Source organism: Cupriavidus pinatubonensis (assembly GCF_019602855.1).
GTDB lineage: Bacteria > Pseudomonadota > Gammaproteobacteria > Burkholderiales > Burkholderiaceae > Cupriavidus > Cupriavidus pinatubonensis.
Genome location: NZ_CP080767.1, coordinates 3,735,862 through 3,756,517 on the forward strand (window position 1 = coordinate 3,735,862; position 20,656 = coordinate 3,756,517).

Consider the following 20,656-nt stretch of genomic DNA (forward strand, 5'->3'; position numbering starts at 1 on the left):
TTCGCTAACTTTCAATAAAAAACGCCATCTTCGCTGATGGAGTTTCTCATTGTGGGATCGCGCGGTGCATGAGGCCGTATCAGCCCCGTGATCAGTGCTTTACACGCCCCACAACTTCCATTTCGGCCGGGTAGCCCGCAATGCGGCTTCGACCTTGGCATGGAGGCCGCGCGTACGGCCCTGCTCGGCGCCCGCGGCGCGCGCCTTGTCGAAGTAGCCGAGTGCGGTCTCGCGCTGCGCCAGTCCGACCGCCGATTCCACCGCACGCAGCCAGGTCTCGGCATCCCAGTCGTCGCGCACGGCAAACGCGGCCGCGAAGTCTGCCAGCGCCGCGTCGTGGCGCGCGGCGGCATTGTGGATCAGCGCGCGCTGCACTCGCGGCGCGGCCTGGTCCCACGCATCGCCTTCGGTCATGACAATGGCCTGCTCGAACAGCGGCAAGGCGCGCTCATAGTCGCCCAGGTCACGCCAAACCTGTCCAAAGCGGTTGAACAGCCACGCATCCTCCACGAGCAGCGCGCGACGTTGCTGGGTGTCGATCTCGGCCAGTGCATCGGTACGGTCGTGCGGATCCATGCCGTCCATGCGCGTCTGCACCAGCGCTGCGTAATGCGCCCGCGCATGCGCCATCGGGTGCGCGGCCTCGCTGCGGGCCTCCACGGGCAGTGCGTCGAGGCGGGCGTCCATATGCGCCATGGCTGCCCCCGCGGCCTCGGCCGCTTCGGCACCCCCGATGGCCTTCCACGCGGCGATCAGCCGGCTGAACGCCCACGTCACATCGGCCGGATTGCGCTCGAGTGGATAGCGATTGAGCACCTCGCCCGCCAGTTCTACCACCTGCTGGTGCTGGCCGGCGCCAGCATGGCAATCGAGCAGGTCGATCCAGTGGTCGATGAACTCGCTCGCGGCCATGCCCTTGCGGTGCAGCGCGATGCGCGACTCCAGATTGCCCGCGTCGGCCGGAAGGCTGCGCGACAGAAGGCGGCACAGCAGCGAATAGACGTGCGGGTCGGCATTGCCGCCATGGCCGCTGGCATCGCCCTCGCCGGTCGCGAAGTACTGGTCGAAGCGCGCGACGCCAAGCTGGCAGGCTTCCACCAACCGGGGCCGCAGCGCGGCTTCGGCCTGCGGCACCTCGTCGATAAACTCGCCGAGCGCCGTGGCGGCACGGTAGTAGCCGGCGCCGTCGTCACTATCGGTCGCCAGGCTGAACTTCAGCCAGGGTTGGGAATCGGTACCCGGCGTGCCGGGCTGGGCCGTCCGGGCGGCCTGGTGGCGCCAGGCCATTGCGCGTACCTGGGTCTGCGGGTCCGGGCACTGGCGCTGGTACACGGCGAGGTCGTCCTGCGCCCCTTCCGTGTCGCCGGCACCGAAGCGCAGCGGCGCACGCAGGCGGCGGGCCTGCGGATGGTCCGGAGATGCGGCAAGCACCAGCCCGGCTTGCTCGCCGGCGAGCGCATCGGCGACTTCGGGTTCAAGTTCGAGCAGATCCGGGTTGTCCAGCGCAATGCGCCCCAGGCAGACGCGCATCATGGGCTCGACGGGCTGGCCCGCTGCCTCGGTACGGACGATTGCGTCGTGTACGAGCGGCAGGATGTCCTCCGCGCCCAGATCAGGCGCGCGATACAGCAGGTCGTGCCAGTAGCGGCCTGCGCCGGCCAGGTCGCCGAGTCGGTAGCAAGCCAGCCCCGCGTGGAAATGCGCGGGCCACTCGCCTGACAGCAGGCCGTTGCGCTGCGAGGCCTCGTGCAGCCACGGCAATGCATCGCGATCCCGGCCAAGGCTCATCAGCATGGCGCCATAGCGATGCGCGAGCACACCGCGCGACGCCCACCGGTGAGGCGGCGCAAGGTTCAACGTCTCCAGCCGCGAAAGTGCCCCATCAAGCACCGCGAAGGCCGACTGCGCATCGCCCTTGTCGAAGAACAACCGTGCCTGCAGCGTGGTGAAATCGACCACTTCGGGCCGGGCCGCCGACAACTGGCCGGCAATCTCCAGCGCTTCATCGAACCGGCCTACACCGGCCAGTTCGACGGCGCGGTCGTAGCTGACTTCCTGCACGGACACGTACTGCTCCTTCTGGATTGGATAAACGAATGCGGAATTATGCGCCAAAGGCACGATCCCCCATCCGGGACAACAAACGGCAGGGGTCAGTTCAATCTTTAGGATTGGCAAGAAAAAACGCCACCCTCGCAGGGTGGCGTTCTTCTGGCCTGGCGCCGGTGGGCTTACTTGCCGCCAACCGTCTCCAGCACGGTCCACTTGCCGCCGACCACCTTGTAGACGGTGATGCCGCCGTCCTTCAGGTCGCCACGGGCGTCGTACGCCAGCGTCTTGGTGGTGACGCCCTGCATGTTGGTCGCCGCCAGCACCGGCAGATAGCGCGCCGGATCGGCCGAGCCGGCCTTGACCATGGCGGTCATCATCGCGGTGGCGCCGTCATAGGCGTACGGCGAGTAGGTCTGCACCTTCGAGCCGAAGCGCTTCTCGTACTTCTTCTCGTACGCGGCGCCGCCCGGCATCTGGTCCAGCGGCAGGCCGGCCAGCGACACGACCGTGCCTTCGGCAGCCGGGCCGGCCAGCTTCAGGAAGTTGTCGGTCTTGGACATTTCGCCCGACACCAGCGGGGCCTTCATGCCCAGTTCCTTGACCTGCTTGGCCATCGGGGCCGACTGGGTCTCGGCGCCGCCGTAGAAGATGATGTCCGGGTTGCTGCGCTTGATGTTGGTCAGCACGGCCTTGAAGTCCACCGCCTTGTCGTTGGTGAACTCGCGGCGCACGATCTTGCCGCCGGCGGCCTTGGCGGCCTTCTCGAACTCGTCAGCCAGGCCCTGGCCGTACGCGGTGCGGTCGTCAACGATCGCGATGTTCTTCGCGCCCAGCTTCTTCACGACGAACGCGCCGATCACCGAACCTTGCTGGGTGTCGGAAGTCATCATGCGGAAAGTCGTCTTGAAGCCTTGCTTGGTGTATTCCGGTGCGGTCGCCATGGCGATCTGCGGAATGCCTGCGCGGTTGTAGACCATCGACGCCGGGATGGTGGTGCCCGAGTTGAAGTGCCCGAGCATGCCCTGGATACCGTTGTCGACGAGCTTCTGCGCGACCACCGAGCCGGTCTTCGGATCGGCCTGGTCGTCTTCGGAGACCAGCACGAACTTGACTTCCTTGCCGCCGATCTTCGGCTTGGTGGCGTTCATGTCCTCGATGGCGAGGACGATGCCGTTCTGCATGTCCTTGCCGTACTGGGCCTGGCCGCCGGTCATCGGGCCGGCAAAGCCGAGCTTGATTTCCTGGGCCTGGGCGAAAGCCGCCGTGGCGCCAGTCAGGCCAGCGATAGTCAGGGCAACGGTCAGGGCCGTCTTGTGGAATGTCGAGGTCATCAGTTCTCCTTGGTGGCTGGTTCAGCCTTCTTGCTGCGCTTTTTCTACGCTTCGGGAACGCCGTCTGGGCGCTCCTCCCCTATGGATGCGCATGGCGGCAGGATCGCCGCCGCACATGCGCACGTCAAACTCTGTCCGTGCCGGCTCAGCCGATCGTCATCAGGCTGGCGTTGCCGCCGGCCGCCGCCGTGTTGACCGACAGCGAACGCTCGATCAGCAAACGTTCAAGAGCGATATTCGGCTCACCTTGCGCGAGGCCCTGCACGCCGATGATCGGCCCCGGCCGCGCTGCGACCTGCTCGCACACCGTGCGCAACTGGTCGGAATCGCCATGATGGATCACCGCGTCGAACGCGACCTCCGGCGAAGTCCAGTCAGACACAATGCGGACGCGCGATTGTACGCCCTTGGGCAGCCGTGCAAACAGCCCACGCGAAACAGGGTTTTCCGCCATCACAGCCTGGCTGCCGACTGCCAGAACAGCCGCGAGCTGGATGGCCAGATCCTGTTCCTGCGCCGCCAGGCACAGGACATGGTGGCGCGGCAGCAGCGAGTAGGTGTTGCGCTCGCCGGTCGGCCCGGGCAGCGTCACCGAAATGCCAGCCGCCGAGGCTTCGGCAAAGCGATCGCAGGCGGCGGCGACTTCCGGCATCTCGGTCTTCGCCCAGTCCTTCAGCGCCTGTGCGGCGACTGGGCGCTCCGGCGCAGCCGGCGCGTTGCCCGACGCTTCCGCCTGGCGCACGCTGCGAACCACCGCATCCTGCGGGCAGACCGACAGCAGGCGGTGCAGGTACAACGGGCCACCGGCCTTCGGACCAGTGCCCGACAGCGCCTCGCCGCCAAACGGCTGCACACCCACCACCGCGCCGACGATATTGCGGTTCACGTACAGATTGCCCACCTCGGCATGCTGCACGATCTGCGCGATGGTCTCGTCGATGCGGGTGTGGATCCCCATCGTCAGGCCATAGTTGGTACCGTTGATCTGGCCGATCATAGTGTCCAGCGCGGCGCGCGGGAAGCGCACCACGTGCAGCACGGGGCCGAACACCTCGCGCTTGAGTTCGTCGATGCTGTCGAGTTCGATCAGGGTCGGCGGCACGAAGGTGCCATGGCGGCAGCTGGCGCCCTGCGGGGCATTCGGATCGGCCTGGTGCACGCGGCGACCCTTGGCGCGCATCGCATCGATATGGCGCACGATATTGCCGCGCGCTTCTTCGTCGATGACCGGGCCCACATCGGTGGACAGGCGATCCGGGTTGGCCATGGTCAGTTCATTCATGGCGCCCTTGAGCATGGCGAGCACGCGGTCGGCCACGTCTTCCTGCAGGCACAGCACGCGCAGCGCGGAGCAGCGCTGGCCGGCCGAGTCGAACGCGGAGTTGACTACGTCGCCCACGACCTGTTCGGCCAGTGCAGACGAGTCGACGATCATCGCGTTCTGGCCACCGGTTTCGGCGATTAGCGGAATCGGACGGCCGGCGGCATCGAGACGGCCGGCGATATTGCGCTGGAGGATACGCGCGACTTCGGTCGAGCCCGTGAACATCACGCCCTTGACGCGGGCGTCGCCCACCAGTGCCGCGCCCACGGTCTCGCCACGGCCCGGCAGCAGCTGCACGGCACCCGCCGGCACGCCGGCCTCGCGCAGGATGCGCACCGCGGCAGCGGCAATCAGCGGCGTCTGCTCGGCGGGCTTGGCCAGCACCGTATTGCCGGCGGCCAGCGCTGCGGCCACCTGCCCGGTGAAGATCGCCAGCGGGAAATTCCACGGGCTGATGCAGACCACCGGGCCCAGCGGGCGGTGCGTCTCGTTGTCGAAGCTGCGGCGCACTTCGGCCGCGTAGTAGCGCAGGAAGTCCACCGCCTCGCGCACTTCGGCGATCGCGTTCGAGAAGGTCTTGCCGGCCTCGCGCATGATGATGCCCATCAGCGACTGCATCTGCGCTTCCATCAGGTCGGCGGCGCGTTCAAGCGCGGAGGCACGGACGTCGGGCGGCGTGGCCTGCCAGATCGGTGCCGCATTGGCGGCGGCCTGCAGCGCGGCGTCGACATCGGCCTGGCTGGCTTCAGTGACCTGGCCCACGACGTCGCGATGGTCGGCCGGGTTCAGCACCGGCGTGGTGATGGCATCGGCTGCGCGCGGGACCTCGGTACCCAGCATCGGATCGGCCACGACGCGTTCGCTTGTACCGGCCAGCAGCGCGGACGACAGCGAAGCGAGGCGATGCTCGTTGGCAAGGTCGATACCCGCCGAGTTCGCGCGCGACTTGCCATAAAGGCCGCGCGGCGACGGGATCTTCGGATGCGGCAGGCCCAGCGTGCCTTCATCGCGATGCATGGTCTCGACCACGGCGACCGGGTCGGCCACCAGTTCATCGAGCGAAATCGTGTCGTCGGCAATCCGGTTGACGAACGAGGTGTTGGCGCCGTTTTCGAGCAGGCGGCGCACCAGGTAGGCGAGCAGCGTTTCATGCGTGCCAACCGGCGCGTAGATACGGCACGGGCGGTTGAACTTGCCGTCGGCGATCGGGCCGACGACCTGGTCGTACAGCGGCTCGCCCATGCCGTGCAGGCACTGGAATTCGTACTGGCCGGGATAGTAGCTATGGCCGGCAATCTGGTAGATGGCCGACAGCGTGTGCGCGTTGTGCGTGGCGAACTGTGGATAAATTGCGTCGGGCACCGACAGCAGCTTGCGCGCGCAGGCCACGTACGACACATCGGTGTAGACCTTGCGCGTGTAGACCGGATAGCCTTCCAGGCCTTCGACTTGGGCGCGCTTGATTTCGCTGTCCCAGTAGGCGCCCTTAACCAGGCGGATCATCAGGCGGTGGCGGCTGCGGCGCGCGAGGTCGATCAGGTAGTCGATCACGAACGGGCAGCGCTTCTGGTAGCCCTGCACCACGAAGCCGATGCCGTTCCAGCCGGCCAGCTCGGGCTCGAAGCACAGGCGTTCGAGCAGGTCGAGCGAGATCTCGAGGCGGTCGGCCTCTTCGGCGTCGATGTTGATGCCGATGTCGTACTGGCGCGCCAGCAGCGTCAGCGACTTCAGGCGCTCATAAAGCTCGTTGATCACCCGCTCGTGCTGGGCGCGGCTGTAGCGCGGATGCAGCGCCGACAGCTTGATCGAAATGCCCGGGCCTTCATAGATGCCGCGGCCGCGCGAGGCCTGGCCAATCGCATGGATGGCCTGCTCGTACGACGCGAGGTAGCGCTGCGCATCCTCTTCCGTCATCGCCGCTTCGCCAAGCATGTCGTAGGAATAGCGGAAGCCCTGCGCTTCGTACTTGCGCGCGTTGGCCAGCGCTTCGGAAATGGTCTCGCCCGTGACGAACTGCTCGCCCATCAGGCGCATGGCCATGTCGACGCCCTTGCGGATCAGCGGTTCGCCGCCCTTGCCGATGATGCGCGTGAGCGCCTTGCTCAGGCCCGATTCGGTATGGGTGGCGACCAGCTTGCCGGTCAGCAGCAGGCCCCAGGTCGCGGCGTTGACGAACAGCGATGGGCTCTGGCCCAGGTGCGACTGCCAGTTGGCGCCGCTAATCTTGTCGCGGATCAGCGCGTCGCGCGTGGGCTTGTCGGGAATGCGCAGCAGGGCCTCGGCCAGGCACATCAGCGCTACGCCTTCTTGCGACGACAGGGAGAATTCCTGGATCAGGCCCTGCACCAGGCCTTCGCGGCCGGTGCCCACCTTCTGCTCGCGCAGCGCGGTGGCCAGCTTCTTGGCCATCTTGATGGCGGCTTCGGCCTGTTGCTGCGGCAGGCGTGCCTGCTCCAGCAGCACCGGCACGCAATCGGTTTCAGGACGGCGATAGGCCGAAGTAATTGCGGCGCGCAGTACGGATTGCGGCTGAATGCTTTGCGCGAATTCCAGGAACGGCTGCGGTGCGCCATCGGCGTGGCTCATCTCAGCACCGTCGGCTCCATCGGCCTCCCCTGCGCCGCCTGCCATCGCCTCATGCGGCAGGTGGCCACGCTCGATCTGCTCGAGATACGTGAAGATCGCCTGCTTGATCAGCCAGTGCGGCGTCCGGTCGATGGATTGGGCGACACGCTTGAGGCGATCGCGCGAAGCGTCGTCGAGTTTGACGCCGAGGGTGGTGGTGGCCATGCGAGCTTTCTCCGTAAGACACAAGGCTGCGGGTCGATGTCGCCCGCGTGGGACGTGAGCGGCGGTGGGGCCCGACTGCGCAACCTCTGGGCTGGCGCGATCTTACTCCTGAAAAACGCAAAGGTGCAACCTAGTGCAACCACTATCTCGAAAGCCGGTTGCTACGGTTGCACCCCAGTCACATGCAGCCCGGCACTCAGATTCTCAGCGGGTCGATTTCCAGTTGCCAGCGCACGCCTCTTGCGTCTGCGCCGGCATCGGAAAAAGTCCGCACCCACTCGCTCACAAATCGTTGCAAAACGGGCCTTGAGCTGGCTTCCAACAACATCTGGGCACGTTCGCGGTTAGCAATGCGCACCATCGACATCGGTACCGGATCGTGCAGTTGCACCTCCGGCGCCAAAGCATTGCCGTCTGCCAGGCGCCGGACCGCCTGCAGGAACTGCAATGCCCGTTCGAGCTGGCCATGCTCGGCAGTCAGCAGCACCTGATAGCAGAACGGGGGCAACCCGGCCTGGCGGCGCTCGCGCAACTGGCCGGCGGCGAATCCATCATAGTCATGGCGCACGAGGGCCTGCAATGCCGCAGCGTCTGGATAGCGGGTCTGGATGAGGACTTCGCCGGGCAGGTCGGCCCGCCCGGCCCGCCCGGATACCTGCATCAGCGACGCGAACAGGTGTTCGGCGGCGCGGAAATCGTGGCTGAACATGGCGGCGTCCGGATGCACGATGCCGACCAGCGTCACCCGTTGAAAATCATGGCCCTTGGCGATCATCTGGGTACCGACGAGGATGTCCACCTCGCCGGCATGCACTTCGTCGAACATCGCCTGCGCACTGCCTTTGCGCCGCGTGGAATCGGCATCGATGCGAGCGATACGAGCCTGTGGAAAACGTGCCGCCAGCGCTTCTTCGATGCGCTGGGTGCCACGGCCAAGCGGCGCGATATCCATATTGCCGCAGTCAGGGCAATGGTGCGGCACGGGCGCCTCCAGCCCGCAGTGGTGGCAGCGCAGCCGCCGTTCCGGCCGGTGCAGCACCAGGTATGCCGAACAGCGCGGGCAGCCAGACAGCCAGCCGCAGCTATCGCAGGCCAGCACCGGCGCATAGCCACGTCGGTTCAGGAACAGCAGGCTCTGCTCCCCGCGAGCCAGCCGGGCGTCGATCGCCTCCAGCAACGGCACCGACAGGCCTTCGAACAGCGCCCGCTGGCGCTGGCGTTCATGGTTCAGATCGATCAGACGCACGGCCGGCAACGCCGCTTCAGCCTGCGCGCGCTGGCGCAGCACCAGCTTGCGATACGCGCCCTGCTCAGCGCGCCACCAGGTTTCCATTGACGGCGTGGCCGAGCCAAGTACGACCGGAATTTCGAGCCGCTTGGCGCGCCATACGGCCAGGTCGCGCGCGGAGTAGCGCAGGCCCTCCTGCTGTTTGTAGGACGTGTCGTGCTCTTCATCGACCACGATCAGCGCAAGATTCGGCATCGAGGCCATGATCGCCATGCGCGTGCCCAGTACGATGCGCGCTTCGCCGCGATGGGCGGCGAGCCATTGCAGGCTGCGTTCCTGGTCAGCCAGCCCGCTGTGCAGCACGGCCAGCGGCAGGTGCGGAAAGCGCGCGGCAATGCGCGACTGGAGTTGCGGGGTCAGGTTGATCTCGGGCACCAGCATCAGCACCTGCGTGTGAGGATCGCGCGCGAGTACCTGGGCCATGGCATGCAGATAGACCTCAGTCTTGCCGCTGCCGGTCACCCCGTGCAGCAGGAACGGAGCAAAGGACGCAGCGGCGCCGATAGCTTCGACCGCCGCAAGCTGTGCTTCATGCAACGCAGGCGCCACCGACGGGGCCTGCGAGGGCGCGGTGCCGAGCAAGGTACGGTCGGCGCTGATCGCCTCGATCCAGCCTGCAGCGGCCCATTCAACAAGCCTTGCTGGCGCGGCGGTGCATAATTCGCGCGCCTCGGCCAGACTCATCGGCTCGGGCACTGCGCCGTCGGCGGCGCGGTCGGCCAGCGCCTGCGCAAGCGCCCGCACCGATCGCGCACGCCCAGGTATCGACTCGAGCAACGTAGGGATATGTGCCGCAACGACCCGGTACGCCTCGGTCCGTGCACGCTGGCCAAGGCGTGGCCAGCCCTCCGGCTCCCGCAGCGACGGCGGCAGCGACGGCAGCATCACCTCGCCAAGGCAGCGCTGGTAATAGCGCGCGGCGAACGTCGCAAGATCGCGCCATTCCTGCGCTAGCGGCGCCAGCCAGCCCAGCCGCGCGGAAACTGCCTTGATCCGGTCCGCCGGCACGGCCGACTCGGCGGCGCGCGCAACGGCAACGCCGACCACGCTGCGACGTCCGAACGGTACGACCACCAGATCGCCCGGCACCACTTCATCGTCGGCGAGGTAGTCGAAACAGTCGTCCGCGGGCGTATCAAGCGCCACGCGGACAATGCCTGCGCTACGCGGTTCGGTGTCGTCTGGCAACGTCATCAGAGGCAGTTCTGGTGCACGGCGCGTGCGCAAAGACTGTGCGGATTCAGGCGCAAAGGGAATAGAAGCAGGCTTAGTGTGCGGCGCAACATCAACTTAAAGTAAAACTTCAAATGTGGCCCTAAGTCGATGATAGATGACTGCTTTTCCACTAATTCCACAGACCCTGTGGATAACTTTGTTGAAAAGTCGCTGTGGGACGCCGCGAAAGCCCGAAAAACAAGGGAATCACTGGCAAGCGCAACCGCTTTGAAAAACTTCCAATTCCTTAAAAATCAAGGCCTTGCAAACATCCCCCAGATGAGTTAAGGGGTTACCCCTTCTTGCAGTGCGGCAAACCTATCGGTGTGCATAAGTCAAGCCTCCACCGTCAATTGCAAGCACCTTTTTGGCGAATCAGGATGAAATTGTTTACTTGACAGCAGCAGCGGCGCGCCTCCAGCGACACCGCTGACGTTGGCGCCAAAATCGCTGCACCGCGAGGAAAATATGACCGGCGCATGACGCCGGTACTTTCGGGATATCGGTGTTTCAGCCCTGCGACGTGCGCAGCTGGCGGCTATAGCGATGCACTTCGTCGACGAGCACCGCCACGCTTTCCGGGGGCGTGAACTGCGAAATACCGTGGCCGAGGTTGAACACATGACCGTCGCTACCGCCCGCTGCCGCATAGCTGTCGAGCACGCCCCGCACCTGTTCCCGAATCGCCGCTTCGGGGGCGAACAGCACTGTCGGATCGATATTGCCCTGCAGCGCCACGCGGCCACCGGTGCGTCGGCGCGCTTGCGCAAGGTTGACCGTCCAGTCCAAACCAATGGCGTCGGCGCCGGTGTCGGCGAGGCCTTCCAGCCACAGGCCGCCACCCTTCGTGAAGACGATCGCGGGGATCTGCTGTCCGTCATGCTCGCGCTTCAGGCCGGCGAGCACCTTGCGCATATAGGCCAGCGAGAACGCCTGGTACATGCCGTCAGCCAGCGCACCGCCCCAGGTGTCGAAGATCATGACGGCCTGCGCGCCTGCCTCGATCTGTGCATTCAGGTACTCGCTGACCGCCTGCGCATTGATGTCGAGGATGCGGTGCATCAGGTCCGGCCGGCCGTACATCATCGCCTTGACCGTGCGGAAGTCGTCCGAGCCGCCGCCTTCGACCATGTAGCAAGCCAGCGTCCACGGGCTGCCCGAGAAGCCGATCAGCGGCACGCGCTGGCGCCCGTCCTGGACCAGCGCGCGGCGGATCTCGGCCACGGCGTCGAACACATACTGCAGTGATGCCATGTCGGGCACGGCAAGCTTCTGCACGTCGGCCTCGGTACGCAGCGGCCGCGCGAAGCGCGGGCCTTCGCCCTGGGCAAACGACAGGCCGAGGCCCATGGCGTCGGGCACGGTCAGGATGTCGGAGAACAGGATGGCCGCGTCCAGCGGATAGCGGTCCAGCGGCTGCAGCGTCACTTCGGTGGCATAGGCTGGATTCTTGGCCAGGCCCAGAAAGCTGCCCGCGCGCGCGCGCGTGGCGTTGTACTCAGGCAGGTAGCGGCCCGCCTGGCGCATCAGCCACAGCGGCGTGTATTCGGTCGGCTGCCGGCGCAGTGCGCGCAGGAAAGTGTCGTTCTGCAGTGCAGTCATGGTCATCCTCGTAAGACCGCCATTCTAAGGGATGGCCGCCGCGCACCGGCGCCTGATGCGACAGTGCCGGCGCACCAGACCGCTAGACGTCGTCGAACAGGCTCGCGAAGGCCTGCGCGGCACGTTGCATCCATTCGCGCGCGCGCGGCGCGTCCGGTTGCAGGCGTGCGAATCCGTGCGTCATGCCACTGGCCTCGATGGTGACTACCGTGGCGTCGTGCCGGACGAGGAAATCGGCATAGGCAAGCCCGTCATCGCGCAACACGTCGTTGGCGGCAACGACGATGGCGGTGGCCGGCGGCTGCACCTTCGGCGCCTGCGCCATCAGATGAATGCGTAGATCTTCGTGTTGCGCGCCGCGCGCCAGACTCTCGGCGCCGATAAACTGCGTCCAGAACCAGGCCATCTCGTCACGGGTCAGCCCGGGGCCATCGGCAAAGGCGCGGTAGCTCTCGCTGGAAAGCACCGGCGCTGTGACCGGATAGACGAGCAACTGCGCCACCACCACTTGCTGTCGGGCTTCGGTGTTGACCTGCTGCGCCGCGAGTGCTGCGAGGTGTCCACCAGCGCTATCGCCCGCCACGGCAAGGAAGCCGGTATCGAAGCCCAGCGACGCGCGCTGCACGGCGAACCAACGGACAGCATCTACGGCGTCATCGCATGGCGCGGGAAACGCATGCTCAGGCGCGAGCCGATAATCCACGCTGGCTACCGCGCAGCCCGTATCAGCCGCCAGCAGTGCTGCGACGGTATGGTGGGTCTCGTGCGATCCGACGACCCAGCCGCCGCCGTGGAAATAAACGATCAACCGGGACGGCGCATCGGCCACCGGACGGAACAGGCGCGCCGTCAGCGAGCGGCCTTCCAGCGCAAGGGTGAGGTCTTCCCACGTGCTGCCGGCAGGATCAGGTACGACCGACGAAGCTGCCACTTCGGCAAAGCGCTCGCGCCGCGCGCGCGCATCAACGGGTACGGGAAGGGCGCCATATTGCTCGGCCAGGCGGCGGTAATAGGCGAGGAGTTGCGGATCGATAGCCATCGGGTCAGGCGAAAGGGTTCAGGACAGCGCGAGCTGGCGGGTGAGCTCGATCTTGCTGCAGCAGTCTTGCACGGCGAGCAGGCCCTCTACGCGGGCCTGGCCGATAGCGGCGTCGTTCACGATACCCAGCTGCAGCCATACGCCACATGCGCCGATCGCCTTCGCATCGGCGACCACGGGCGGAGTGTCTTCGGCGCGGCGAAAAATGTCGACCCAGTCGATGCGCTCGCCCTGTGCCGCCATCGCGGTCGCCGCGTCCTGCAGCGAGGCGTGGCACGGCTCGCCTAGAATGCGTTCGCCGGCATGGCGCGGATTGACCGGCACGATGCGGAAACCGTGCTGCTGCAGGAATTCGGCAACCTCATGGCTCGGTCGATCAGCACGGTCCGACAGGCCCACAATAGCCACGGTCCTCATGCCGAGCATTTTCCGGATCGCGTCCTGCATATCTGCCATCATGAACTCCAGTACATGGCCTCGGGCAGCGCCGGGCGTGGTTGTAACCGGGCAATCGTAACTGACGATCGGCTCTCGCGCCGGAAGCGCCGCATTGTTCGCCAGCGCACAGGGAATTCGACGCACTACGGTGCGCACAGATCACGTTATGAGTAGAAAGTGACGCCTTATGTGTTGGATGTGCGTATGACGCTCCATTTCGCGCGAGTTGGCTTTCAACTTCTTGCAAAAGGATACATTTTGTTACTGCCATTGCAGGGACTTTCCCCCACAATGCATTGACACACCGGCGTTTGGTGGACCGCGTCCCCGCGAAGAAGTGAGTAACGAGAAGATGGGGCGCTGAAGAAAGCCCTTGGCAGTGATTCCCGATTTTCCGAGCCAGCAGGCGATGCCTGCTGGTCGGACACCAGGAAGACCCGATGGCGCGAGGCCTTTGCGGCCGAATGTGCGAACCAGATTCGCTGCGCCTTAGTAGTCCTGGACCGAACCCGTTCCTTCGAATTGACCCCTCGAAGGGATTTTCCCGTCCGCGCGGAGCCTCCCCGGCCCGCGCGCTTTTTTTTGGTCCAAGCACAAGAAGCTTATCCCCACAGCATAAAAAAAGGCAGCCGCGTGGCTGCCTTTTTTGGTTGTCGCACCGAAAAAACAACAGTGCGACAGGGACTGCTTGCTGCTTACTTCTTACGACGCAGACGGGCGATGGCAGCCAGTTGCGCGGCGGCCACGGCGAGCTCGCTCTGAGCGCGTGCAATGTCCAGATCGCTGCTCTGGTTTTGCATCAACTCTTCGGCGGCACGCTTGGCTTCCTGCGCCTTGGCTTCGTCCAGATCGGTACCGCGGATAGCGGTATCGGCCAGCACGGTAACGTGCTGCGGCTGGACTTCGAGAATACCGCCGGCAACGAACACAAACTCTTCGCTGCCGTCTTCCTTCTCGATACGCACGGCGCCCGGCTGGATACGCGTAATCAGCGGCGTGTGGCCCGGCAGAATGCCCAGCTCACCCGACTCGCCCGGCAGCGCCACGAACTTCGCCGGACCGGAGAAGATCGACGCTTCCGCGCTGACGACGTCTACAAGAATGGTTGCCATATGAATTCCTTTGTCCGTTCGCTTCACTTCTGACGGCCGGGCGCGCAAGGCGGCCGGCCGCCACTCCCGCACCGGGGTGCGGGAGCGTCAAAGCGAGGCTTACTGGAGCTTCTTGGCCTTCTCGAAGGCTTCGTCGATCGAGCCGACCATGTAGAACGCCTGCTCGGGCAGGTGATCGCACTCGCCATCCACCAGCATCTTGAAACCACGGATGGTTTCCTTCAGCGGCACGTACTTGCCCGGCGAACCCGTGAACACTTCGGCCACGTGGAACGGCTGCGACAGGAAACGCTGGATCTTACGCGCGCGGTTCACGGCCATCTTGTCTTCCGGCGACAGTTCGTCCATGCCCAGAATCGCGATGATGTCGCGCAGTTCCTTGTAGCGCTGCAGCGTCTGCTGAACGGCACGCGCGACATTGTAGTGCTCCTGACCCACAACCTGCGGGTCCATCTGGCGCGAGGTCGAGTCCAGCGGATCCACTGCGGGGTAGATACCGAGCGCAGCGATGTCACGCGACAGCACGAGGGTCGAGTCCAGGTGCAGGAAGGTGGTTGCCGGCGACGGGTCGGTCAAGTCATCCGCAGGCACGTACACGGCCTGGATCGACGTGATCGAGCCAGTCTTGGTCGACGTAATACGTTCCTGCAGCTTGCCCATTTCTTCAGCCAGCGTCGGCTGGTAGCCCACGGCGGAAGGCATACGGCCCAGCAGTGCCGACACTTCGGTACCGGCCAGCGTGTAGCGGTAGATGTTGTCGACGAAGAACAGGATGTCGCGGCCTTCGTCGCGGAACTTCTCGGCCATGGTCAGGCCGGAGAGTGCCACGCGCAGACGGTTGCCCGGCGGCTCGTTCATCTGGCCGAACACCATGGCCACCTTGTCGAGCACGTTGGAGTCCTTCATTTCGTGGTAGAAGTCGTTCCCTTCACGGGTACGCTCGCCCACGCCGGCGAACACCGACAGACCGCTGTGCTGCTTGGCGATGTTGTTGATGAGCTCCATCATGTTGACGGTCTTGCCCACGCCAGCACCACCGAACAGGCCAACCTTACCGCCCTTTGCGAACGGGCAGATCAGGTCGATCACCTTGATGCCGGTTTCGAGCAGGTCGGTCGAAGGCGACAGTTCGTCGAACTTCGGTGCCTTCTGGTGAATCGCGCGGCGCTCGTCCGAAGCGATCGGGCCAGCTTCGTCGATGGGGCGACCCAGCACGTCCATGATGCGGCCCAGCGTGCCCTGACCCACCGGCACCGAGATCGGCGCTTCGGTGTTCTTCACGGCCATGCCGCGGCGCAGGCCGTCCGACGAACCGAGGGCAATGGTACGCACCACGCCGTCGCCCAGCTGCTGCTGGACTTCGAACGTCAGGCCCTTTTCGGCGAACGACGTTTCGCTGCTGTCTTCCAGCACCAGCGCGTCGTACACCTTCGGCATTGCGTTGCGCGGGAACTCGATGTCCACCACGGCGCCAATGCACTGCACAATATTTCCGATACTCATTTCGTATCTCCGATAGCTTGAATTCTTGACGCCTTAGACGGCTGCCGCACCGCTGACGATTTCCGACAGTTCCTTGGTGATCGCTGCCTGACGGGTCTTGTTGTAGTCCAGTTGCAGTTCGCCGATCACGTTCTTGGCATTGTCGGATGCCGCCTTCATGGCCACCATGCGCGCCGATTGCTCGGACGCCATGTTTTCGGCCACGGCCTGGTACACCAGCGCCTCGACGTAGCGGACCAACAGGTCTTCCACCACGGTCTGGGCGTCAGGCTCGTAGATGTAATCCCACGAGTAGGCGCGCTTTTCCTCTTCGGTCTGGGCCAGCTTGTCGGCGGCGAGCGGCAACAGCTGCTCGACCATCGGCTCCTGCTTCATCGTATTGATGAACCGGGTGTACGACAGGTACACCGCGTCGACTTCACCGTTGGTGAATGCGTCGAGCTGAACCTTGATGGCACCGATCAGCTTTTCCAGATGCGGCGTGTCGCCAAGCTGCACCACGTTCGAGACCACCTTGGCGCCAATACGGCTCAGGAACTGCATGCCCTTGCCGCCGATGGCGGTCGCTTGCACGTCCACGCCGCGGCCCTGCAAGGTCTTCAGTTCATTGGTGACCGCACGCAGCACGTTGGTGTTCAGGCCACCGCACAGCCCCTTGTCGGTCGTCACCACGATCATGCCGACGCGCTTGACTTCGCGCTCCTGCATGAACGGATGCTTGAACTCGGGGTTGGCCGAAGCCAGGTGCGCCGCGATATTGCGCACTTTCTCGGCGTAGGGACGGGCATTGCGCATCCGCTCCTGCGCCTTGCGCATTTTGGACGCGGCGACCATCTCCATCGCCTTGGTGATCTTGCGCGTGTTCTGCACGCTCTTGATCTTGGTTCGAATCTCTTTCGTTCCGGCCATATCTTCCTCTCCATTCGAACTCTCGCCGCGCACCGCCGGGGCGACCCCGGCGCAGGCGCGGCGAGCTTCGTGGAATCACGCGGTTAGAACGCGGCGGACTTCCTGAAATCCTCGATCGCAGCACGCAGCGCCGGTTCATCTTCCTTCGAGAGGACCTTGGTCTCTTCGATGCGGTTGACGAGGTCGGCGTACTTGGTCTTCAGATGGTCGTGCAGGCCCTTCTCGAACGGCAGAATGTCCTTCACTTCCACGTTGTCGAGGAAGCCATTGTTGGCGGCGAACAGCGACGCGGCCAGTTGCCACACTTGCTGCGGCTGGTACTGAGCCTGCTTGAGCAGTTCGGTCACGCGGCGGCCACGCTCGAGCTGCTTGCGGGTAGCGTCGTCCAGGTCCGAAGCGAACTGCGCGAACGCAGCCAGTTCACGGTACTGGGCCAGGTCGGTACGGATACCGCCGGACAGGTTCTTCACCACCTTGGTCTGTGCAGCACCACCCACGCGCGACACCGAGATACCGGCGTTGATCGCGGGACGGATACCGGCATTGAACAGGTCGGTTTCCAGGAAGATCTGACCGTCGGTAATCGAGATCACGTTGGTCGGCACGAATGCGGACACGTCACCAGCCTGCGTTTCGATGATAGGCAGTGCGGTCAGCGAACCGGTCTTGCCCTTCACGGCACCCTTGGTGAAGTTCTCGACGTACTCTTCGTTCACACGGGCAGCACGCTCCAGCAGGCGCGAGTGCAGGTAGAACACGTCGCCGGGGTAAGCTTCGCGGCCCGGCGGGCGGCGCAGCAGCAGCGACACCTGGCGGTAGGCCCAGGCCTGCTTGGTCAGATCGTCATAAACGATCAGCGCGTCTTCGCCGCGGTCGCGGAAGTACTCGCCCATCGTGCAGCCGGCGTAGGCAGCCAGGTACTGCATGGCGGCCGAATCCGAAGCGGCGGCAGCCACGACGACGGTGTATTCCATCGCGCCGTGTTCTTCGAGCTTGCGCACCACGTTGGCGATCGTCGAAGCCTTCTGGCCGATTGCCACGTACACGCAGAAGATGCCCTTGCCCTTCTGGTTGATGATGGCGTCGACAGCCACGGCGGTCTTGCCGGTCTGGCGGTCGCCAATGATCAGCTCACGCTGGCCACGGCCGATCGGCACCATCGAGTCGATCGACTTCAGGCCGGTCTGCACCGGCTGGCTCACCGACTGACGCGCGATCACGCCCGGCGCGACCTTTTCGATCACGTCGGTTTCCTTCGCGTTGATCGGGCCCTTGCCATCGATCGGCTGGCCCAGCGTGTTGACCACGCGGCCCAGCAGCTCCTTGCCAACGGGCACTTCCAGAATGCGGCCGGTGCACTTGACCGTATCGCCTTCCGAAATGTGTTCGTAGTCGCCCAGCACCACGGCACCGACGGAGTCGCGCTCGAGGTTCAGCGCGAGGCCGAAGGTGTTGCCCGGGAATTCCAGCATCTCGCCCTGCATCACGCCAGACAGGCCGTGCACGCGGCAGATACCATCGGTCACGGAAATCACCGTGCCGGTGTTGCGCACTTCAGCGTCGGCGCCAAGACCCGAGATGCGGGACTTGATCAGCTCGCTGATTTCTGAGGGGTTCAGTTGCATCACAATGCTCCTAATTCTTCAATCCGACGGACGGCCGATCAGACGGCGGTCAGCGCGGTTTGCATGGCAGCCAGGCGCGCACGCACGGAGGTGTCGAGCACTTCGTCGCCGACCTTGACGCTCACGCCGCCGATCAGGGACGGATCCACCGCCACCTTCGCGTACAGCTTGCGGCCGAACTTGCGTTCGAGTGCAGCGACCAGGTCGTTCAGAGGCTGACCATCCAGCGGGAATGCACTGGTGATCTCGACGTCCGACGAACCTTCGCGGGCGTTCTTGAGCGCATGGAATTGCTCGGCGACTTCCGGCATCACTGTCAGGCGGTTGTTTTCCACCAGCAGCTTGACGAAGCGGCGTGCCTCGTCATTGACCGGGGACTTCACCACCGACAGGAACAGGTCACCCAGCTTGTCGCCGGGGACGTTCGGATCGTCGGCGAGCGCCTTGATGTCGGGGTTGGCGGCGATCTGCCCCATCTCCGACACCAGCTCGGACCATGCACCCAGATTGCCGGCTTCGCTGGCGACGCGGAACAGCGCCTCAGCATAGGGACGGGCAATGGTTGCGGTTTCGGCCATGATTAGAGCTCAGCTTTGAGTTGATTGAGCAGGTCGGAATGGACCTGCGCGTTCACTTCGCGCTTGAGGATCTGCTCGGCACCCTTGACTGCCAGCACGGCAACCTGGTCGCGCAGCGATTCGCGTGCGCGGGTCACCTGCTGCTCTGCCTCGGCCTTCGCCTGGGCAATGATGCGTGCGGCTTCTGCCTGGGCGTTTTGCTTGATCTCTTCTGCCGTCAGCTGGGCGCGCTTCTCGGCGTCAGCGACGCGTTGAGCACCCTCGGTGCGGGCTTCGGCCATAGCCTGGTCCACACGCTTGTTGGCGAGTTCAAGCTCGGCCTTGCCCTTCTCGGCAGCGGCGAGGCCATCGGCGATCTTCTTTGCGCGTTCGTCGAGCGCCTTCACCAGCGGCGGCCAAATGAATTTGGCAACAACCCACCACAGGATGAAGAACACGACCATCTGCGCAAAAAACGTTGCGTTCAGATTCATGGTGTGTTCCTTTCGGTAATCAAACTACAGATAAATGCACAAAAGGCGGCCAGGCTGATGGCCTGCGCCGCCCGTCAGCATCATGCAGACCGAAAAGAAATTACTGAATGACAGCCAGCAGCGGGTTGGCGAAGGCGAACAGCATTGCAACACCCACGCCGATCAGGAATGCCGCGTCGATCAGACCAGCCAGCAGGAACATCTTGGTCTGCAGCGGGTTCATCAGCTCAGGCTGACGTGCGCAGGCTTCAATGTACTTGCCACCCATCAGGGCGATACCCAGGCAGGCGCCGATAGCGCCCAGACCGATGATGATGCCGATACCGATAGCGGTCAGACCCTGGATGTTGGCGAGAAATGCTTGCATGATGACTCCTTTAATTTAGAGAGACTTAGAACCAAAAAACCAAAAAACCAAAAAACCTAAAACCTGTGTCGATCAGTGGTGATCGTGAGCCTGGCCGATGTACACCAGCGTCAGCATCATGAAAATGAATGCCTGGAGCAGAACGATCAGGATGTGGAAGATCGCCCAAACCGTGCCGGCAACGACGTGGCCGACAAAGCCCAGCGCCGACAGGTCAGCACTGAACGTCCAGATGGAACCCAGCAATGCGATCAGCAGGAACACGAGTTCGCCGGCATACATGTTGCCGAACAACCGCATGCCGAGCGACACGGCCTTGGCCAGGAACTCGATGATGTTCAGGATCAGGTTGAACGGAGCCAGGTACCACTTGGCGCCGAACGGGGCAGAGAACAGTTCGTGCATGAAGCCGCCCGCGCCCTTGATCTTGAAGCTGTAGTAGATCATCAGCACCAGCACCGAGCACGACATGCCCAGCGTACCGTTCAGGTCGGCCGTGGCCACTGCGCGGTGGTGAGGAAGGTGAATGTGGAAAATGCCGAGGAGGTTGTTCAGGCCGGTGACCCAGTCGACCGGAATCAGGTCGATGGCGTTCATCATGGTGATCCAGCAGAACACCATCAGCGCCAGCGGAGCAATCCACGAACGGTCGCCGTGAATGATGCCCTTGGCCTGGTCGTCGACCATCTCGACGATCATCTCGACAAAGGCCTGGAAGCGACCCGGCACGCCAGCGTGAACGCGACGCGCGGCGATCAGGAGGAAGATCACGGCGATGGCGCCGCACAGCACAGACCAGAACACCGTGTCATAGTTCAGCACGGAGAAATCGACCACCGACGCTTGCTTGCCGCCGACCGAGTTCAAGTTCTGCAAGTGTTCGGCGATATAGCCGGAGGGTGTCAGCGCGTGTTCGGCGCCTTGGATAGCTTCTGACATGTCGAGACGAACGGTATATTGCGAAATCTTGGATCCGGCCCCCTCGCATTGGCGGGCAGCCGGTACGCGTC

General features: G+C 64.3%; 15 protein-coding genes. All 15 read right to left on the reverse strand.

Annotated elements, in window-relative coordinates; genetic code table 11:
• Window positions 1-99 precede the first annotated feature (99 nt).
• Window positions 100-2,067 (reverse strand): tetratricopeptide repeat protein, encoded by a 1,968-nt coding sequence (locus K2O51_RS30115; protein ID WP_220631130.1) that lies wholly within the window; start codon window positions 2,065-2,067, stop codon window positions 100-102.
• A 164-nt stretch (window positions 2,068-2,231) separates the two neighbouring features.
• Window positions 2,232-3,383, reverse strand: coding sequence for a branched-chain amino acid ABC transporter substrate-binding protein (locus K2O51_RS30120; protein ID WP_140950002.1), 1,152 nt, complete (start codon window positions 3,381-3,383; stop codon window positions 2,232-2,234).
• 145 nt (window positions 3,384-3,528) lie between these two features.
• Window positions 3,529-7,497: a trifunctional transcriptional regulator/proline dehydrogenase/L-glutamate gamma-semialdehyde dehydrogenase gene (putA, locus tag K2O51_RS30125; protein WP_220631131.1), complete on the reverse strand. Its 3,969-nt coding sequence runs from the start codon at window positions 7,495-7,497 to the stop codon at window positions 3,529-3,531.
• Between the two features lie 196 nt (window positions 7,498-7,693).
• Window positions 7,694-9,979, reverse strand: coding sequence for a primosomal protein N' (locus tag K2O51_RS30130; protein WP_220631132.1), 2,286 nt, complete (start codon window positions 9,977-9,979; stop codon window positions 7,694-7,696).
• 531 nt (window positions 9,980-10,510) lie between these two features.
• Window positions 10,511-11,602, reverse strand: coding sequence for a uroporphyrinogen decarboxylase (gene hemE / locus K2O51_RS30135; RefSeq protein ID WP_011299469.1), 1,092 nt, complete (start codon window positions 11,600-11,602; stop codon window positions 10,511-10,513).
• Between the two features lie 82 nt (window positions 11,603-11,684).
• Entirely contained in the window at window positions 11,685-12,641 is a 957-nt protein-coding gene (locus K2O51_RS30140) for an alpha/beta hydrolase (RefSeq protein ID WP_220631133.1), read from the reverse strand.
• Window positions 12,642-12,659: 18 nt separating this feature from the next.
• The gene (locus K2O51_RS30145; protein WP_011299471.1) at window positions 12,660-13,097 is read right to left on the reverse strand and encodes a CoA-binding protein; all 438 of its coding nucleotides are present in this window, start codon (window positions 13,095-13,097) and stop codon (window positions 12,660-12,662) included.
• A gap of 677 nt (window positions 13,098-13,774) precedes the next feature.
• Entirely contained in the window at window positions 13,775-14,191 is a 417-nt protein-coding gene (locus tag K2O51_RS30150) for a F0F1 ATP synthase subunit epsilon (protein WP_011299472.1), read from the reverse strand.
• 99 nt (window positions 14,192-14,290) lie between these two features.
• Window positions 14,291-15,694, reverse strand: coding sequence for a F0F1 ATP synthase subunit beta (atpD, locus tag K2O51_RS30155; RefSeq protein WP_011299473.1), 1,404 nt, complete (start codon window positions 15,692-15,694; stop codon window positions 14,291-14,293).
• A gap of 33 nt (window positions 15,695-15,727) precedes the next feature.
• Window positions 15,728-16,603: a F0F1 ATP synthase subunit gamma gene (atpG, locus tag K2O51_RS30160; RefSeq protein WP_011299474.1), complete on the reverse strand. Its 876-nt coding sequence runs from the start codon at window positions 16,601-16,603 to the stop codon at window positions 15,728-15,730.
• 83 nt (window positions 16,604-16,686) lie between these two features.
• The gene (gene atpA, locus K2O51_RS30165; RefSeq protein ID WP_011299475.1) at window positions 16,687-18,228 is read right to left on the reverse strand and encodes a F0F1 ATP synthase subunit alpha; all 1,542 of its coding nucleotides are present in this window, start codon (window positions 18,226-18,228) and stop codon (window positions 16,687-16,689) included.
• Window positions 18,229-18,266: 38 nt separating this feature from the next.
• On the reverse strand, window positions 18,267-18,806 hold the full coding sequence (locus K2O51_RS30170) for a F0F1 ATP synthase subunit delta (protein ID WP_011299476.1): 540 nt from the start codon (window positions 18,804-18,806) through the stop codon (window positions 18,267-18,269).
• 2 nt (window positions 18,807-18,808) lie between these two features.
• The gene (locus K2O51_RS30175) at window positions 18,809-19,279 is read right to left on the reverse strand and encodes a F0F1 ATP synthase subunit B (RefSeq protein ID WP_011299477.1); all 471 of its coding nucleotides are present in this window, start codon (window positions 19,277-19,279) and stop codon (window positions 18,809-18,811) included.
• 100 nt (window positions 19,280-19,379) lie between these two features.
• Window positions 19,380-19,646, reverse strand: a complete 267-nt coding sequence (atpE, locus tag K2O51_RS30180; RefSeq protein WP_011299478.1) for a F0F1 ATP synthase subunit C — start codon at window positions 19,644-19,646, stop codon at window positions 19,380-19,382.
• 72 nt (window positions 19,647-19,718) lie between these two features.
• Window positions 19,719-20,585 (reverse strand): F0F1 ATP synthase subunit A, encoded by an 867-nt coding sequence (gene atpB, locus K2O51_RS30185; RefSeq protein ID WP_011299479.1) that lies wholly within the window; start codon window positions 20,583-20,585, stop codon window positions 19,719-19,721.
• Window positions 20,586-20,656: the final 71 nt, after the last annotated feature.

Coding starts and splice junctions, on each gene's coding strand:
- K2O51_RS30120 (WP_140950002.1), bottom strand. CDS start 3,383: ATGACCTCGACATTCCACAAGACGGCCCTGACCGTTGCCCTGACTATC.
- putA (WP_220631131.1), bottom strand. CDS start 7,497: ATGGCCACCACCACCCTCGGCGTCAAACTCGACGACGCTTCGCGCGAT.
- K2O51_RS30130 (WP_220631132.1), bottom strand. CDS start 9,979: ATGACGTTGCCAGACGACACCGAACCGCGTAGCGCAGGCATTGTCCGC.
- hemE (WP_011299469.1), bottom strand. CDS start 11,602: ATGACTGCACTGCAGAACGACACTTTCCTGCGCGCACTGCGCCGGCAG.
- K2O51_RS30140 (WP_220631133.1), bottom strand. CDS start 12,641: ATGGCTATCGATCCGCAACTCCTCGCCTATTACCGCCGCCTGGCCGAG.
- K2O51_RS30145 (WP_011299471.1), bottom strand. CDS start 13,097: ATGGCAGATATGCAGGACGCGATCCGGAAAATGCTCGGCATGAGGACC.
- K2O51_RS30150 (WP_011299472.1), bottom strand. CDS start 14,191: ATGGCAACCATTCTTGTAGACGTCGTCAGCGCGGAAGCGTCGATCTTC.
- atpD (WP_011299473.1), bottom strand. CDS start 15,694: ATGAGTATCGGAAATATTGTGCAGTGCATTGGCGCCGTGGTGGACATC.
- atpG (WP_011299474.1), bottom strand. CDS start 16,603: ATGGCCGGAACGAAAGAGATTCGAACCAAGATCAAGAGCGTGCAGAAC.
- atpA (WP_011299475.1), bottom strand. CDS start 18,228: ATGCAACTGAACCCCTCAGAAATCAGCGAGCTGATCAAGTCCCGCATC.
- K2O51_RS30170 (WP_011299476.1), bottom strand. CDS start 18,806: ATGGCCGAAACCGCAACCATTGCCCGTCCCTATGCTGAGGCGCTGTTC.
- K2O51_RS30175 (WP_011299477.1), bottom strand. CDS start 19,279: ATGAATCTGAACGCAACGTTTTTTGCGCAGATGGTCGTGTTCTTCATC.
- atpE (WP_011299478.1), bottom strand. CDS start 19,646: ATGCAAGCATTTCTCGCCAACATCCAGGGTCTGACCGCTATCGGTATC.
- atpB (WP_011299479.1), bottom strand. CDS start 20,585: ATGTCAGAAGCTATCCAAGGCGCCGAACACGCGCTGACACCCTCCGGC.